At 47.0% G+C, this 16,510-nt stretch carries 15 protein-coding genes and 1 pseudogene; 14 read left to right on the top strand and 2 right to left on the bottom strand.

Annotated features, from left to right (window positions below; genetic code table 11):
* From QVP35_RS03405 to QVP35_RS03375, 7 genes and pseudogenes are all read left to right on the top strand, one after another.
* Positions 1 to 1,111, top strand: a 1,111-nt coding sequence (locus tag QVP35_RS03405) for a DAK2 domain-containing protein (RefSeq protein ID WP_288187745.1), incomplete at its 5' end; no start/stop codon positions are given.
* Positions 1,112 to 1,200: 89 nt separating this feature from the next.
* The gene (recG, locus tag QVP35_RS03400; RefSeq protein WP_022260794.1) at positions 1,201 to 3,231 is read left to right on the top strand and encodes an ATP-dependent DNA helicase RecG; all 2,031 of its coding nucleotides are present in this window, start codon (positions 1,201 to 1,203) and stop codon (positions 3,229 to 3,231) included.
* A 12-nt stretch (positions 3,232 to 3,243) separates the two neighbouring features.
* Positions 3,244 to 3,516 (top strand): acylphosphatase, encoded by a 273-nt coding sequence (locus tag QVP35_RS03395; protein ID WP_006565872.1) that lies wholly within the window; start codon positions 3,244 to 3,246, stop codon positions 3,514 to 3,516.
* Positions 3,517 to 3,629: 113 nt separating this feature from the next.
* Complete coding sequence (locus tag QVP35_RS03390) at positions 3,630 to 3,854, top strand: alpha/beta-type small acid-soluble spore protein (protein ID WP_006565871.1); 225 nt, start codon at positions 3,630 to 3,632, stop codon at positions 3,852 to 3,854.
* Between the two features lie 178 nt (positions 3,855 to 4,032).
* Positions 4,033 to 4,605 (top strand): annotated as a pseudogene (gene rsmD, locus QVP35_RS03385) (16S rRNA (guanine(966)-N(2))-methyltransferase RsmD); the annotation flags it as partial.
* A gap of 3 nt (positions 4,606 to 4,608) precedes the next feature.
* Entirely contained in the window at positions 4,609 to 5,106 is a 498-nt protein-coding gene (coaD, locus tag QVP35_RS03380; RefSeq protein WP_006565858.1) for a pantetheine-phosphate adenylyltransferase, read from the top strand.
* The gene (locus QVP35_RS03375) at positions 5,103 to 5,708 is read left to right on the top strand and encodes a hypothetical protein (protein ID WP_006565857.1); all 606 of its coding nucleotides are present in this window, start codon (positions 5,103 to 5,105) and stop codon (positions 5,706 to 5,708) included. The genes coaD and QVP35_RS03375 overlap by 4 nt, the downstream gene beginning before the upstream one ends.
* Here the strand turns inward: QVP35_RS03375 and QVP35_RS03370 are convergent.
* Together QVP35_RS03370 and QVP35_RS03365 are read right to left on the bottom strand one after the other, a co-directional pair.
* The gene (locus QVP35_RS03370) at positions 5,691 to 6,599 is read right to left on the bottom strand and encodes a sporulation integral membrane protein YlbJ (RefSeq protein WP_009290484.1); all 909 of its coding nucleotides are present in this window, start codon (positions 6,597 to 6,599) and stop codon (positions 5,691 to 5,693) included. The genes QVP35_RS03375 and QVP35_RS03370 overlap by 18 nt on opposite strands.
* Positions 6,600 to 6,639: 40 nt before the next feature.
* Positions 6,640 to 7,854 (bottom strand): tRNA(Met) cytidine acetate ligase, encoded by a 1,215-nt coding sequence (locus QVP35_RS03365; protein WP_022260793.1) that lies wholly within the window; start codon positions 7,852 to 7,854, stop codon positions 6,640 to 6,642.
* Between the two features lie 244 nt (positions 7,855 to 8,098).
* On the opposite strand from QVP35_RS03365, the gene pta reads away from it, so the two are divergent.
* The 7 genes from pta (at position 8,099) to smc (ending at position 16,485) form a co-directional block, all read left to right on the top strand.
* Positions 8,099 to 9,103, top strand: coding sequence for a phosphate acetyltransferase (gene pta, locus QVP35_RS03360; RefSeq protein WP_006565854.1), 1,005 nt, complete (start codon positions 8,099 to 8,101; stop codon positions 9,101 to 9,103).
* A gap of 34 nt (positions 9,104 to 9,137) precedes the next feature.
* Positions 9,138 to 10,331: an acetate/propionate family kinase gene (locus QVP35_RS03355; protein ID WP_009290486.1), complete on the top strand. Its 1,194-nt coding sequence runs from the start codon at positions 9,138 to 9,140 to the stop codon at positions 10,329 to 10,331.
* Between the two features lie 63 nt (positions 10,332 to 10,394).
* On the top strand, positions 10,395 to 10,913 hold the full coding sequence (locus QVP35_RS03350) for a YceD family protein (RefSeq protein ID WP_009290487.1): 519 nt from the start codon (positions 10,395 to 10,397) through the stop codon (positions 10,911 to 10,913).
* 5 nt (positions 10,914 to 10,918) lie between these two features.
* Complete coding sequence (gene rpmF / locus QVP35_RS03345) at positions 10,919 to 11,098, top strand: 50S ribosomal protein L32 (protein WP_006565851.1); 180 nt, start codon at positions 10,919 to 10,921, stop codon at positions 11,096 to 11,098.
* Between the two features lie 112 nt (positions 11,099 to 11,210).
* Positions 11,211 to 12,221 (top strand): phosphate acyltransferase PlsX, encoded by a 1,011-nt coding sequence (gene plsX, locus QVP35_RS03340; RefSeq protein WP_006565850.1) that lies wholly within the window; start codon positions 11,211 to 11,213, stop codon positions 12,219 to 12,221.
* Between the two features lie 5 nt (positions 12,222 to 12,226).
* Entirely contained in the window at positions 12,227 to 12,922 is a 696-nt protein-coding gene (gene rnc, locus QVP35_RS03335; RefSeq protein ID WP_006565849.1) for a ribonuclease III, read from the top strand.
* A gap of 2 nt (positions 12,923 to 12,924) precedes the next feature.
* Complete coding sequence (gene smc / locus QVP35_RS03330; RefSeq protein WP_009290488.1) at positions 12,925 to 16,485, top strand: chromosome segregation protein SMC; 3,561 nt, start codon at positions 12,925 to 12,927, stop codon at positions 16,483 to 16,485.
* Positions 16,486 to 16,510: the final 25 nt, after the last annotated feature.

Raw genomic sequence — 16,510 nt, 5'->3', positions numbered from 1 at the left:
AAAAGAAGCCGGGGTTGTGGATTCCGGCGGACAGGGACTCCTGGAAGTTCTTCAGGGAGCCTATGATGTTCTTCTCGGTAAGGAAGTGGATCTGAAAGTTGAGCCGGTTTCCAGACCGGTGCAAAAACCGATGGGAGCCGCATCCGGAGAAACGGCGGATATTACGTTCGGATACTGTACAGAGTTTATTGTCATGCTGGACAGAGAATTTGGTTCGGCGCAGGAACAGGAGTTTAAGGATTATCTGACCGGTATGGGAGATTCCATTGTAGTCGTGGCGGATGAAGACATCGTGAAGGTGCATGTCCACACGAATCATCCGGGCAAGGCTATTGAAAAGGGACTTTCTTACGGTGCACTGACCAGCATGAAGATCGATAACATGCGGGAAGAGCATGAGGAGCGCCTGAACCTGAGCCGTCAGGCAGAGGAAAAAGAACCGGCTCCGAGAAAGGATATGGGATTTGTTGCGGTTTCAATCGGAAGCGGTCTCAACGACATATTCAGAGAACTGGGGGCAGATTATCTGATCGAAGGCGGACAGACCATGAATCCGAGCACGGAAGATATGCTCAATGCGATTGCTCAGGTCAATGCGGATCATGTGTTCATCCTGCCGAATAATAAAAATATTATACTGGCTGCCCAGCAGGCGAAAGCCCTCGTGGAAGATAAAGAGATCATTATCATTCCGACCAAGACGGTACCGCAGGGGATTTCTGCTTTGATTGCATTTGAGGCGGAAAGCAGTGTGGAAGAGAATGAGGCTGCCATGACCGAGATGATGAACGGTGTAAAAACCGGAGAAGTCACTTATGCAGTCCGTGATACGACCATTGACGGCAAGACGATCAAAGTCGATGATATTATGGGGATTGACGACAACGGCATTCAGGAAGTTGGGAATGATGTAGAAGCGGTGACGCTGGGACTCCTTCGCAGTATGGTGGACGAGGACAGCGAACTGATCTGTATATACTACGGGGATGAGACGCCGGAGGAGAAGGCTGTGAAGCTTTCGAAAAAGGCAGAGGAACTGTATCCGGACTGCGAGGTCCAGATGGAATATGGAGGACAGCCAATTTATTATTTCCTGCTGTCTGTAGAATAAGAAAAGAATGGACAATCAAAAGGGAGCAGATACTGTTCCCTTTTCCTTTTCCACGGGGAGGTCCGTATTTATAGAGGAGTAGTTGATTTATGAACGGGGATACAAATATCCAATGCCTGAAGGGGATCGGTGAGAAAACATATAACGGATTTAAAAAGCTGGGAGTCGAGACTGTGGACAGCCTGATCACTATGTATCCCAGATACTATCTGACCTATGAAGACCCTGTCCTGCTCTCTGAACTGACGGCAGGAGAGAGGGCCGCAGTACAGGTGAGGATTACATCAGATGTGAATATCCGATATGTAAGAGGATTAAAGATTGTCTCCTGTCTCGGAAAGGACAGTTCCGGCACTATGACATTTACTTGGTTTAATATGCCATACTTAAAGAAACAGATTCACCGGGGAGAGGACTATATTTTCGTTGGGACACCGGTTTTTAAAAACGGCCGTCTGATGATGGAGCACCCGGAGATTTTTAAAGAGGAGGATTACAGCGCAAAGCAGCAGACTTTACAGCCGGTCTATCCGCTGACATCGGGGATTACGAATAAAACAGTGAGCAAGGCCGTCATGCAGACGGAGGAGTATATAAAGGGTATCCGGGAATATCTCCCGGAGCAGATTCTTAAAAAATACCGTCCGATGGATTACAGCGAAGCCATCTGGAATGTCCATTTTCCAAGGGACAAACAGACGCTGGTGGAGGCGAAAAAGAGACTGATCTTTGATGAATTTTTCATTTTTATGGCGGGGATGAACCTGATGAAACAGGAGCACCGGGAGGAAAAAAACCGTTATCCGATCCCGGTATGCGGCGAGGCGGACAGGCTGATCCAGTCGCTTCCTTATGAACTGACCGGAGCACAGAAAAGGGCTCTTCTGGAGATGCAGAAGGATTTAATGGGGGAGAAGGTCATGAATCGTCTCGTACAAGGGGACGTGGGATCAGGGAAGACGATCCTTGCGGTGATCCTTCTTCTGATGTGCGCGAAGGCCGGGTATCAGGGCGTTCTGATGGCTCCGACAGAAGTGCTTGCAAGCCAGCACTACGAGACCTTTCAGGAACTTCTTGGACCGTTCGGCGTGTCTGCGGCGCTGCTCACAGGATCTGTAAAGGCGAAAGAAAAGCGAGAAATCTATCAGGGAATTAAAAACCATGAGTATGATATTGTTATCGGGACCCACGCCCTGATTCAGGATGCTGTGGAGTATGACCGGCTGGCTCTGGTTATCACGGACGAGCAGCACAGATTCGGGGTCCGGCAGAGAGAGATCCTTTCAAAGAAGGGGAAGGAACCACATGTCCTCGTTATGAGTGCCACTCCGATACCGAGGACCCTGGCGATCATTATGTACGGAGATCTGGATGTGTCCGTCATCAATGAGCTGCCGAAGAACCGTCTTCCAATTAAAAATTGTGTTGTCAATCAGAGTTACCGTCCGAATGCGTATCGATTCATGGAGAAGCAGGTGGCAGAGGGGCGGCAAATCTATATTATCTGCCCAATGGTGGAGGAAAGCGAGGCCATGGAGGGTGAAAATGTGATTCAGTATGCCAATATGCTGAGAGAACAGTTTCCTCCCAGTATACAGATCGGGGTGCTTCATGGTAAAATGAAACCAAAGGAAAAGCAGAAGATTATGGATGAATTTTCGGAGTGCAGCATCCAGATCCTGGTGTCTACCACAGTTATTGAGGTCGGTGTCAACGTGCCCAATGCCACGGTCATGATGGTGGAGAACGCCGAGCGGTTCGGCCTCGCCCAGCTGCATCAGCTGAGAGGCAGGGTGGGGAGGGGAGAACACCAGTCCTACTGTATTTTTATGAGCGGAGTAAAAAAGAAAGAAACGATGGAGCGGCTGGAAGTGTTAAATAAGTCTAACGACGGATTTTACATTGCCAATCAGGATCTGAAGCTCAGAGGACCGGGAGACTTTTTCGGAGTCCGGCAGAGCGGGATGATGGATTTTGTCCTGGCCGATATTTATACCAATGCAGATCTTTTAAAACAGGCAAGCGATGCAGTACATCAGCTGTGTGAGGAAGAATTTGATTTCTCCACATTAAAAAACAGCCGTCTGGAAAAACAGATTTCGCTTGCCAACAGGATATAAAGGAGGTTCGCTATGATTCGTGTACGTTTGCGGTTTACGGGAAGAGTCCAGGGAGTCGGATTCCGGTATTTTGCACAGATGAATGCCGCACAGTTTCATGTGACAGGATGGGTGAAGAATATGTATGACGGTTCTGTCACTGCAGAAGCCCAGGGAACAAAAAAACAGATTGAAGATTTTATAGAATCCATGAAGCACGGCCATCGGTTTATGCGGATTGACCATGTAACAGCTGAAGAATGTCCGCTCTGTGAGGGAGAAAAGGACTTTAAAGTAAAGTATTAAAATTCCAAAGAAAAAAATGTTATTCCATGTAAAAACTCTCAGTGTATCTTTTGTGTTATTAAACATACTATCTTCGTAACAAAAAACAACAAAAGAAACGGAGGTCTTTCAAAATGGAAGAACGTACTTCAGCAAACAGCAAAGGAAACAACAGAGTGGAAGTTCCAGAGGCTAGGGAAGCACTGGACAGATTCAAATTCGAGGTTGCTAATGAAATCGGTGTAGACTTAAAAGAAGGATACAACGGACATTTAACAACTGCTCAGGCAGGTTCTGTTGGAGGAGAAATGGTTCGTAAAATGATCCGCAGACAGGAAGAGGAAATGTCTGGCCGTTAGTTAACGGATACAAACGAATCAGTTTTTACTCGTAATTTCGATGAGAGAACGAAAGAAAAAAGAGGAGCAATCAGAGCGTCAGTTCTGACTGCTCCTTTTGCAGTACGGGAATTTCTTTGTTATTTAGTTGACAAATTATCTGAATATAATACAATAGTAGGGAGAAAAAACAAAGGAAGATAAAAAAATGCGAGTGATTTCAGGAAAAGCCAGGAGTTTGAGGCTTAAAACAGTGGAAGGAATGGACACGAGACCGACGCAGGACCGCATTAAGGAAACGCTGTTTAATATGATCCAGCATGAAATTGCGGGGGCAGAGTTTCTGGACCTGTTCGCAGGCAGCGGAGCCATCGGGATCGAGGCTCTGAGCAGGGGATGTAAGCATGCTGTATTTGTGGAAAAGAACAAAAAAGCGGCTGCCTGTATTCGGTACAATCTGATACATACAAAACTTATAAATGACGCTCAGGTCCTGGAGACAGATGTCATAAGTGCATTGAGGAAGCTTGGAGCAGAGAGCAGGAAGTTTGACTATATTTTTATGGACCCTCCTTATAACAAAGGAATGGAGAGAGCAGTGCTTGCCGAACTGGATCATTTGGATCTTTTAAAGGAGAACACCCTGGTCATTGCGGAATCCAGCTTACAGACAGAGATTCAGGAGGAGTTGTTTGAGCATCTGAAGGTTCTGAAGATAAAGGAGTATAAAACCAACAAGCATACTTTTTTGCAGAAAGTGCAGGAGGGCTGAGAAATGAGCATTGCAGTGTATCCGGGAAGCTTTGACCCGGTAACTTATGGGCATTTGGATATTATTAAACGTTCTATCAGAGTTTTTGATAAACTGGTCATAGGGATTTTGCTGAACAGTGAAAAAAATCCTTTATTTTCAATGGAAGAAAGAGTGGAATTTCTCACGGAAGCCACAAAGGATATGGAGAATGTTGAAGTGAAATCTTTTTCCGGCCTGCTGGTGGACTTTGCACGTGAAAATAACGCGGATATTACGGTCCGCGGGCTCCGCGCTGTTACGGATTTCGAGTATGAACTGCAGATAGCCCAGATCAATAATAAGCTGGACTCCAATCTGGATACGATGTTTTTTACCACCAGTACGGAATACGCATACTTAAGCTCTACGATCGTGAGGGAGATCGCATCCTACCACGGAGATGTCAGTGAACTGGTGCCTCCGTATGTGGAACAGAAGCTGAAGCAAAAATTTAGAGAAAGAATAGAGGGAGAAGCATGAGTGAGAAATATTTGCATGAAATGATCGATGATATTGAAATTTTGATCGATGAGGCCAAGCCGGCAAGATTTAATCCGGGGAAGGTTGTCATCGACAGGGATGTGCTGATCACTGTCATTGAGGAATTGAGAAAACAGATTCCGGGAGAGGTTGAGCGCAGCCATAAGGTTATGATGAACAAAGACGCTATCCTGGAAGATGCCAGGATCAAGGCCCAAAATATCGTAGACCAGGCGGCCAGAGAAGCCGGAGAGCTGATCGATGAGAATGAGATCGTAGAGATGGCAAAAATGCGTGCAAAGGAGATGGAAGAAGCTGCTTTAAACCACGCAAATGATGTCATTCACAATGCCAATGAAGAGGCTGAACAGGTAAGATACGGCGCACTGCAGTACACATGCGATATTATGGAAGATGTCCAGGACTACATAACAAAAGTAAAAGAGGGTCAGCGAAGCCTTTTTGATCAGCTTTTATCAACCTTGGACAGTGATATAGAGTCAATCAGCACCAACTATGAGGAAATCCGGCAGCAGCTTGACGGGGCTTCCCGGACGAAGGTGAGAACAGCCGAAGATTTCGTTTCACAGGAAGAGGAATAGCATGCCGCTGCTTATGCATGCAAAGAGCATCTTAAATATAAAATAGCTTTTCATAGACAGCTGTGATTTTTGGCAGACGCTCTTGACCTGTGCCAGGCTGCACAGGCCGCCGAAAGAGCTGACGGCAAGGATTGCGGCTGTTTTTTGTCTGAAGCCCAGGGACAGAAAACTCACATGGGAGATCCCTGTTGTGATCTCGAGCATTCCGATGACCGGTGCCGTGATATAGGAGGGCAGTATGCCGCTTTGAAGAAGAGAAGATACGATGGAAAATACCATGATAAAAATACCGATGGTAAAAATCGTCTTCAAACTGTCAAAAACAATCTCGTCAAAGGATTTGATCGCCGCAGTCCTCGGGTGTTCCTGATGCACGTGTAAAAATCCTGTGCCTCTGAATTTCCATAAGATGAAGATAAAGTACAGGAGATTGGGCATATAAAGACAGAAAAAATAAAGGGGTACACTAAGGGTCCCTTTTAAGATCAGGGTCAGCGTAAAGCCGATGGAAAACATCGGGCTTACATTGTTGCAGAGCACAAGAAGGGATTCCCCTTCTTTTTTTGTATAGGAACCTGAAAGCACCAGATCGCTGATGATCTTGCCGCCCAGAGGATAGCCGCACAGGAAGCCCATAAGGATTGTATATGCCAGATCCTTGTTCAGCCATGGAAATAGTTTAAACAGAGGATAAAACAGATAGGAAATATAGTGGACCGTCTGGTATTTCATCATAAGGTTTGTCAGAAGAAAAAACGGCAGGAGCGTGGGCACGATGGTTCCGGACCAGAGAAGCAGGCCGTTTTTGGCGCCTGCTACGCACTGTTCCGGAAATAAAAATAGAAGGAACGCAGTTAAAATCAAACAAAACTGATAAAAGTATTTACCCATAGAAAAACCCCCTGTCCTCTTAAGCCTATGAGGCGGACGGTTATATTATGATTTGTTCTTCTTTTACCTGGGTCTTAAACTTTGACCGGAGCATCATTTGATAGAGGGCATCTGCTTTTTGTTCTGTCTGAAGCATCTGTAACTGGACCTTGGTAAGCGGGTCGTCAAGCGGTCTTAAATGCCGGACCATCGGCCAGGTTTTTTTCTTTTTTATTTCCCGGATCAGAGAGGAAGCCTCTTTTTTAAAGCCGAGGATCTGAAAATACAGGGGCTGTTCTGAGCGGGTATAGCTGTCCTTCATCTCCTGCTTCATGCCGAGGAGGATGTGCAGGAGTCCCCGGCTGATACGGCTCCAGGTCAGGCTTTTATTTTTGACGGCTTCGATCTGACAGGAAAATGGCCGGCCCGGAACGGCCATACGGATCAGGCGGGCACTCAGATCCTTTGAAATGTCCCAATAGTCCTCAAAGGAATCTTCCATGCAGAGTTTATAAGACAGCAAATCAGAAAAATCATCAAGCAGGATGGGAAAACAGCGCCGGTAATCTTCCAGCAGAATCGGGTGCAGATTTTTCGGAATGCTCTCCAGACACTTGCTAAGGCCGTCAAAAACAGCCAGCTGTGACCGAATGGCGGAGGCAGAACTGATGCTGCCCGTCAGATCAAGACTCCGGTGGCTGCTCTGTTTCCTCGGGATACAGAACGGATGGATGCTGCTGTTTCTGCGTTTCAGTGCCATCAAATATTCGAGTCCCAGAAGGTTGTTTGGCTCTCTTAGGATATCGGCGTCACTCTTGGAACAGCCAAGTGAGAGAAACGCTTTTTCTCTCGCTTTAGGATAGGAAATGCCGGTCTTTAAATATAACTTAATCTGTTCCGTGAGGTCATCCTCTCTGTCCGCCAGAAAGCTTCCGAGGGAGATCAGACGGCTCAGAGAACCGCATTCGCTCCCAAAAGAGAGAATGTCGACCACACCGAGACCTTCCAGGAGGGAGACACTGCCGTCTGCAAAATACGGGGCGCTGCCGGAGGAAAACCAGAGCGGCAGTTCCAGCACCAGGTCAGCTCCGTTCATGAGGGCCATTCTGGCTCTTGTTTTTTTTTCGATGACGGCCGGGCCGCCGCGCTGTACATAATTTCCGCTCATCAGTGCAATGATATAATCAGCGCCTAAAATGCGCTTTGTCTCTTCGATATGATAAAGATGTCCGTTGTGAAACGGGTTATACTCACAGATAATTGCCGCAGTTTTCATTGCTGCTCTCCTTTCTTTTGTGAAATCATTATAACAAAGAACTTAAAAAAGGTAAAATTGCACAAAAAAGAGGAAATAAAAGGCTGAAACTTGCTATTAAAAATAAAAGATAGTAAAATGAAAACATTATGAGATGAGATGTACTAGGAAAAGTACAACAAGGCATATTGTATACAACAAACGAATATTGTATAATTTCCATGAGAAGAATTCATCTTTGTAGAAAGTTGGAAGGAGCAACGTAATGAGTTTTATTGATGTGATTAAAGAACGAGCTAAAAGTGAGAAAAAAAAGATTGTTTTGCCTGAGACCGGAGATCCCCGTACTCTTGAGGCTGCAGACACAGTGCTGAGAGAAGGGATCGCCGACATTATTCTTGTGGGAAACGAGGAGGAAATTTTAAGCCGCGCAGAGGGACTGGATCTTTCCAAGGCCTGTTTTGTAGATCCTAACAACTGCGAAAGACTCAATACATACATTGAATCTTTGTGCGAAGCCAGAAAGAGCAAGGGACTGCTCCCGGAGGATGCAAAAGAAATCCTGCTTTCTAATCCGCTGTTTTTCGGAGCGACTATGGTGCGTGCCGGAGATGCGGACGGCATGGTTGCGGGGGCAGTAAATTCATCCGCCAACGTTCTGCGGTCTGCCCTTCAGGTTGTCAAGACGGCTCCGGGGACAAGGATCGTTTCTGCCTTCTTCCTGATGGTAGTGCCGGATTGTGAACTCGGCGCCAACGGTACTTTTGTATTTGCAGACTGCGGACTGAATCAGAATCCCAATTCAGAACAGCTGGCAGCCATTGCCGGAAGTTCTGCGCAGACATTTAAACAGCTGGTGGGAGAAGAACCAAGGGTTGCTATGCTTTCCCATTCCACAGTGGGAAGCGCAAAACACGACGATGTGACAAAGGTTGTGGAAGCAACGGCGATCGCAAAAAGAGATTATCCGGACACACTGATCTGCGGAGAACTGCAGCTGGATGCGGCGATCGTTCCTGAGGTGGCGGCATCGAAGGCACCCAGAAGTGAAGTGGCAGGAAAAGCCAATGTACTCGTCTTCCCGGATCTGGATGCAGGAAATATCGGATACAAATTAGTCCAGAGACTGGCAAAAGCGGAAGCCTACGGCCCGGTTACCCAGGGGATTGCAAAGCCGGTCAATGACTTGTCCCGCGGATGCAAGGCGGAAGATATCGTCGGAGTTGTGGCAATCACGGCAGTGCAGGCACAGCTTACGGAGAACAATTAGAGGTTAAAAGATTAGAATATATAGGAGAATGAAGATGAAAGTTTTAGTTATTAATTGCGGAAGTTCCTCCCTCAAATACCAGCTGATCGATTCAGACACAGAAGATGTACTGGCAAAAGGTCTCTGTGAGAGGATCGGGATCGACGGAGCCCTGACCCATGAGCCTGCCGGAAAAGACAAGATCAAGACCACTCCTGCCATGCCGGACCACAAGACGGCCATCGGCATTGTGCTTGAACAGCTGACAGACAAAGAAAACGGCGTGATCACATCTTTAGACGAAATCAGTGCCGTGGGACACAGAGTCGTACACGGAGGAGAGAAGTTCACAAAATCCTGCATTATCACAGAGGATGTGTTAAAAGAGATCGAGGCGTGCAACGTATTCGCACCGCTCCATAACCCTGCGGCTCTGATCGGAATTGAGGCCTGCCGGGAACTCATGAAGGACAAACCTATGGCTGCTGTATTTGATACCGCATTCCATCAGACGATGCCGGAAAAGGCATTTCTCTATGGAATCCCGAGAAAGTATTACGATGAAGACGGAATCCGCCGCTATGGATTCCACGGGACTTCCCATCAGTTTGTCTCCCGTGAGGCTGCCAAGATGCTTGGAAAAGACATCAAAAATATCAATATAATTGTGTGCCATTTAGGAAACGGTGCCAGCGTCACAGCAGTCAAAGGCGGAGAGTCTGTGGATACTTCGATGGGACTGACACCGCTGGAGGGCCTGATCATGGGTACCCGTTCCGGAGACCTGGACCCGGCGATTCTTGAGTTCATCGCGAACAAAGAAAATAAAACCGTGTCTGAAGTAGTCAATATCTTAAACAAAGAATCCGGAGTGCTCGGACTGTCCGGCGGTATTTCTTCCGATTTCAGAGATGTCAAAGCCGCAAGGGCAGAGGGCAACAAAGCGGCTGCGGCTGCGATGGACGCTTATGTATACCGTGTAGCGAAGTATATCGGAGCCTACACTGTGGCTATGAACGGGGTGGATGCCATCGCTTTCACTGCGGGACTGGGAGAAAATGACGACGCCACGAGAGCAGCGATTGGAGAATATTTGGATTGTATCGGTGCAAAGATCGATGCTGAAAAGAACGATGTGCACGGAAAAGCAGCGGTCATTTCAACGGATGATTCCAGAGTCAAAGTGCTCTGCATTCCGACCAACGAGGAAGTGATGATCGCAAGGGATACGGTAGCCCTTGTAAAATAAAATTACTTGACAAACAAATATCGCATTTGTATAATAGACAAGTATGAAATTTTAGGAGATAGTATGCTGATTCAGTTATCAAAATTGTTATCAATGCCGGATCATGAAGAGACGGTGGAATGTTCCCTGGATATGGAGGAGCTTGTTCTCAGAAGAGAAAGTTATCCGATCCTGGAGAAGCCTTCTTTTCCGGTCATTTTAAAAAATGAAGGGAAGAGGACGGTTTCGGTCTCATTTCAGACAAGCATCACAGTCGGGATGCCCTGCGGCCGGTGTCTCACCGAGGTTCCGGAAAAGATCAGGCTCAGTGTCTTACGGACATTGGATTTTGATGACATAGAAGAAACTTGTAAGGATCAAGTATCTTTCGTAGATGGAAGCAGCCTCAATGTGGATAAGCTTATTCTTGAAGAAGTGATTCCCCTGCTGCCAACAAAGGTGTTATGCAGTGAAGACTGCAAAGGACTTTGTCCAGTGTGCGGAACGAATCTGAACAAGGAAGAGTGTGGCTGTGACCGGGCGGTTAAAGATCCACGGATGGCAGCTATCCAGGATATTTTTAAGAATTTTAAGGAGGTGTAATACCAATGTCAATCTGTCCAAAGAATAAATCTTCAAAAGCGAGAAGAGATAAACGTAGAGCAAACTGGAAAATGACTGCACCAGCTTTAGTAAAGTGCAGCAAGTGCGGTGAATTAATGATGCCTCACAGAGTGTGCAAAGCCTGCGGATCTTATAATAAAAGAGAAATCGTAAATGCTCAGTAAGAGTTGACAACAGCAGCATATGTTGTCATGAATTGCCATGCGTTTAGACTTTATGAGTTTAAGCGGATGGCATTTCTTTTCATCTGGTGATTTTGTATCAAGGAGGTTGCAAATGGAAAAGATAGTTAAAGTAGCGCTGGATGCCATGGGAGGGGACAATGCTCCCGGAGAGATCGTAAAAGGCGCGGTGGATGCGGTCAACGAGAACAGCAATATTAAAGTTTACCTTGTAGGAAAATCCCCGAGGATCCACGAGGAATTAAAGAAATACCGCTATAAGAGCGAGCAGATCGAAGTGATCAATGCAGAAGAAGAAATTTCTTGTGATGAATCACCGGTAGAGGCGATTCGTAAGAAGAAAGATTCTTCCATGGTAGTCGGGATGAAGATGGTAAAAGACCAGACTGCAGATGCATTTGTATCGGCCGGAAGTTCAGGGGCGATCCTCGTGGGAGGACAGTTCGTGGTGGGCAGGATCAAAGGGGTGAAGCGTGCTCCTCTGGCCGCTTTGATGCCGACTACAAAAGGTGTTTCCCTGATCATTGACAGCGGAGCCAATATGGATGCAAAACCGGAATACCTTCTGGAATTTGCGAAGATGGGTTCTATTTATATGGAAGACGTGGTAGGCATTAAAAATCCGAAAGTTGCCATCGTAAATGTAGGTGTGGAAGAGGCAAAGGGAAATGCGCTTGTCAAAGATACATTTCCTCTTTTGAAGGAATGTGAGGAGATCAACTTTACCGGAAGCATCGAGGCCAGGGAAATTCATTCCGGTCAGGCAGATGTGGTTGTCTGCGATGCCTTTGTGGGAAATGTGATCCTGAAGTTATCAGAAGGCCTGTCCTCAACGCTGATGTCAATCGTAAAAGACGGCATGATGCAGAGTATGAGAGGAAAGATCGGAGGCCTGCTCGTGAAGCCGTCACTGAAAAAGACCCTGAAACGCTTTGACGCGTCGGAGCACGGCGGAGCTCCTCTTCTCGGTCTGAACGGCCTGGTCGTGAAGATGCACGGAAGTTCCAAGGCAAAAGAGACGAAGAACGCGATCATCCAGTGTATTGCTTTTTCAGAGGCCAAAATCAATGAAAAGATCAAAGAACAGATTGTAAAGGAAAAATAAAAGGTATGAATCAATCAAATCAGGAAGATTTTCAGAAAAAAATCAAGATTCGTTTTCATGACAAGAAATTGCTGACAACTGCACTGACCCACAGTTCCTATGCAAATGAGCGGAAACTTTCCCGGGGGAAAGACAATGAACGGCTGGAGTTTTTGGGAGACGCAGTGCTGGAACTGATCATGAGTGACTATTTGTTTCACACATACAAAGACGAACCGGAGGGAAAACTGACCAAAATGAGAGCCAGCCTTGTCTGCGAGCCTACTCTGGCATTCTGTGCCAAGGATCTCTCTCTGGGCGATTATCTGCTGCTGAGCAAAGGGGAAGACCTGACCGGAGGAAGGGAGAGAGATTCCATTTTATCGGATGCGTTTGAGGCAGTGATCGGAGCCGTATATCTGGATCAGGGATTCGAGGAAGCCAGAAAGTTTGTGGAAACATATCTGCTCCAGGATGTAGATGAAAAAGTATTGTTTTATGACGCCAAGACTTCGCTTCAGGAACTTGTACAGAGTTTTTCCAAGCAGCCGCTTACTTATGAACTGATAAAGGAAGACGGGCCGGACCACCAGAAGACTTTCACGGTGGAGGCCAGGCTCGGGGAAAAAGTCATTGGGACCGGAACCGGAAGAAGCAAGAAAAGTGCGGAGCAGACGGCAGCCTATGAGGCAATGAAGCATAAGGACGGAATATTGAGGTAGCTATGTATCTGAAAAGCATTGAAGTGAATGGATTTAAATCCTTCGCCAACAAAATGATTTTTAAATTTGACAGCGGCATTACGGGAATCGTTGGTCCCAACGGAAGCGGAAAGAGCAATGTGGCGGATGCGGTCCGGTGGGTGCTCGGAGAACAGAGCGCAAAACAGCTCCGGGGCGCCAAGATGGAAGACGTGATTTTTTCCGGCACGGAGATGAGAAAGCCGATGGGTTCTGCTTACGTTGCCATCACTATGGACAACAGTGATCACAGCCTGCCGATCGGGTTTGAAGAGATCACAGTGGCCAGGAGAGTCTACCGTTCCGGTGAAAGCGAATATCTGATGAACGGCAGTCCGTGCAGGCGAAAAGATATCGTGGAATTGTTTTTTGATACAGGAATAGGCAAAGAGGGCTATTCTATTATCGGACAGGGACAGATCGACCAGATTTTGAGCGGTAAGCCGGAGGACCGGAGAGAGCTGTTTGATGAGGCTGCCGGCATCGTAAAATATAAAAAGAATAAACTTGAGACAGAAAAATCTCTGGAGGCAGAACGGGAGAATTTAAACCGGGTAACGGATATTCTTATGGAATTGGAACGGCAGGTCGGCCCGCTGAAGACACAGTCTGAGAAGGCAAGGGAATATCTCTCATACAGGGACCGGCTGAAGGAATATGACACATCCATGTTCCTCATGGAAAACGGCCGGCTGTCCGATGAGATTGAGAGTCTGGATGAGAAGATCCGGATCGCCCAGGGAGAAGTGGATGACGCGGACAGGCGCCTGGAACAGACGAAAGCCGAATATGAGAAACAGGACCGGTATTTAAACGAGCTGAAACACGAGATCGAGACCAGGACGGAAGAGCTTTCTATAGCCAAAGTAGACAAAGAGAAACAGGAAGGCCAGATCAAGGTCTTAAAAGAACAGATGAACACGGAGCGGATGAGAGAGACGCATCTGTCGTCTGATATCCGCCGGCTTACCGGAGAAAAAGAGGACAAGCGCTCACAGCTTTCTGAACTTCAAAAAGAGGGCAGGGAGATCGAAGAGGCGGTTTTGAAAGCCCGGGAAGATACTGTGGAAAGAGAAAGCCAAGTCGCATTTCTCCAGAAGGATATTCAGGATACGGAGAAAGAACTTGAGAAGCTTCGCAGAAATCAGCAGAGTTTTGCCAACAATCAGATAAATCTCTCCAACAGGCTGCAGCATGTGGAGACTGTGAGAGAGCAGCTGGATGTGCGGATTCGCCATTTGATCTCGCAGGCAGAAAACTCCGGGCACCACAGGGCAGAGCAGGAGAAAAGAAAAGAACAGGAAGAATTTAAGAGGCTTGAGCTGGCGGAAGCAAAAAAACAGATCCTTAAGGAGTTGGAGACAGAGCAGGAGTTCTGCGGCAGACTGGGAAATGAGAGAAGATCCGTCCAGGAGGAGCTCACCCTGAAAAAGGAAGGCTTTCACAGGAGCCAGTCCAGTTATGAGACGTTAAGAAACATGGCGGAGCGCTATGAGGGATATGGATTCGGCATCAAGAGGGTGATGGAGCAGAAAGGGAGATATCCGGGCATCATCGGTGCCGTAGCAGATATCATGAAAGTCAGGAAAAAATATGAGCTTGCTGTGGAGACTGCCCTCGGAGGAGCCATTCAGAATGTAGTCACCGATACCCAGCAGACAGCAAAAGAAATGATCGAATTTCTGAAAAAAAACCGATATGGCAGGGTGACATTCCTTCCGCTCAGCGCAGTCAAACAGAGGGGCGGATTTCCAAGGCCTGAGGCAGTGCATGAGAAGGGAGTGATCGGCACCTGTGACTGTCTCGCAAGCTATGAAGACAGATTTTCAGAATTGTTCCAGTCACTTCTCGGCCGTGTACTCGTCGTGGAATCCATCGACGACGGGATACGGATCGCAGCAAAATACAAACACTCTTTCCGCATTGTAACGCTTGACGGGGATGCACTGAACCCCGGAGGTTCTATGTCCGGAGGTGCCTATAAGAATAAGAGCAATCTTCTCGGAAGAAACCGTGAAATAAAAGAACTTGAGCAAAAGCTGTTAAAGGACAGAGATGAAATTCTGCGTATCTCCAAAGTGCTTGAAGAAAAGACAGAGCAGTACGGGCAGGCGGAAGAGAAGATCAGCCGTTTAAAAGGCAGGATTCAGGAAAATACACTTCGGGAAAACACCGTGGTGATGACAATGAAATCCATTGACAAACAAATTCACGAGGAAGCAGAGAGGGAGCAGGAATACTTAGATCAGGCCCAAGCCCTTCGCCGGGAATACCGGTCCATGGATGGGGATGTGACATCTTTATCTGACAAAAAACAGGTGCTGGAGGAAGCAAATCAGACGGAAGAACAAAAGATTCACAGTCTTTCCAGACATCTGGAGGAAGCCAGACGCACGGCGGAAGAAAAGGCCAGGGAAGTTTCCGAGGCACATATGAAAGCCGGCCAGCTGAAGCAGCGCCAGGATTTCATCATGAGCAGCGGAGAACGGCTTCGCCTGGAGCTTTCAAAGATCGAAGAGGATCTGGAGGCACTTGGCAGGCAGACTGGTACTGTCGATTCGTCCATCGGAGACATTGAGCGGCGGATAGAAACATGCAGAGAGGAAGTTCATTCAAAGAGTCTCTGGATCGAAGAAGAAAAAAAGAATCTCTCTCATAAGCAGAAGAAGCTTTCAGAGACTGAGGAAAAGTACAAGGAAAGTCTGAAAGTCAGAGAAGAACTTATGCAGAGAGTCAACGGCTTCGACAAAGAAGTGCTGAGGCTTACATCTGCAAGGGAGAAGCTGGAGGAAAAACAGCAGGAACTTTTGGAATACATGTGGGAGAACTATGAACTTACATATCATCAGGCAAAGTCGGCGGCAGGTGAGGAGCCTCGGGAAAGCCTTACAGAATTAAAGAAGAAAATTGCTGAGATCAAGACACAGATCAGGGAACTGGGGCCGGTGAATGTCAACGCAATAGAGGACTACAGGGATGTTTTGGAGAGATATGAATTTTTGAAAAAACAGCACGAAGATATCGTAAAGGCTGAGGCACATCTGGCAGGGCTGATTGATGAACTGGAAGCTGCCATGAGGAATCAGTTCAGAGAGAAGTTTAAAGATATTCAGGAAATGTTCCAGAAGGTGTTCCAGGAACTTTTCGGGGGAGGATATGCAAGGCTCGAACTCACCGACGACGATGTGCTGGAGTCAGGTATCCGGATCATTGCACAGCCGCCGGGGAAAAAACTGCAGAATATGATGCAGCTTTCCGGAGGAGAAAAAGCTCTGACAGCTATTTCCCTTCTGTTTGCGATTCAAAATCTGAAACCTTCGCCGTTTTGTCTGCTGGATGAAATAGAGGCTGCACTGGATGATTCCAATGTAGCAAGATTTGCACAATACCTGCATAAGCTTACAAAAGAAACACAATTTATTGTAATTACCCACAGACGTGGTACAATGACAGCAGCGGATATTTTATATGGGATCACCATGCAGGAGAAAGGTATCTCCACGCTGGTGTCCGTGAGTCTGATCGAAAACGATCTGGACGAATAAAGCTGAGAAGGGAAGGAGATTTGAA

The organism is Anaerostipes sp. CAG:276 (genome assembly GCF_000432215.1).
GTDB classification, from domain to species: Bacteria; Bacillota; Clostridia; order Lachnospirales; family Lachnospiraceae; genus Anaerostipes; species Anaerostipes caccae.
Note: the sequence above shows the minus strand (reverse complement) of the source record. Positions and strands in the feature narration are given on the sequence as shown.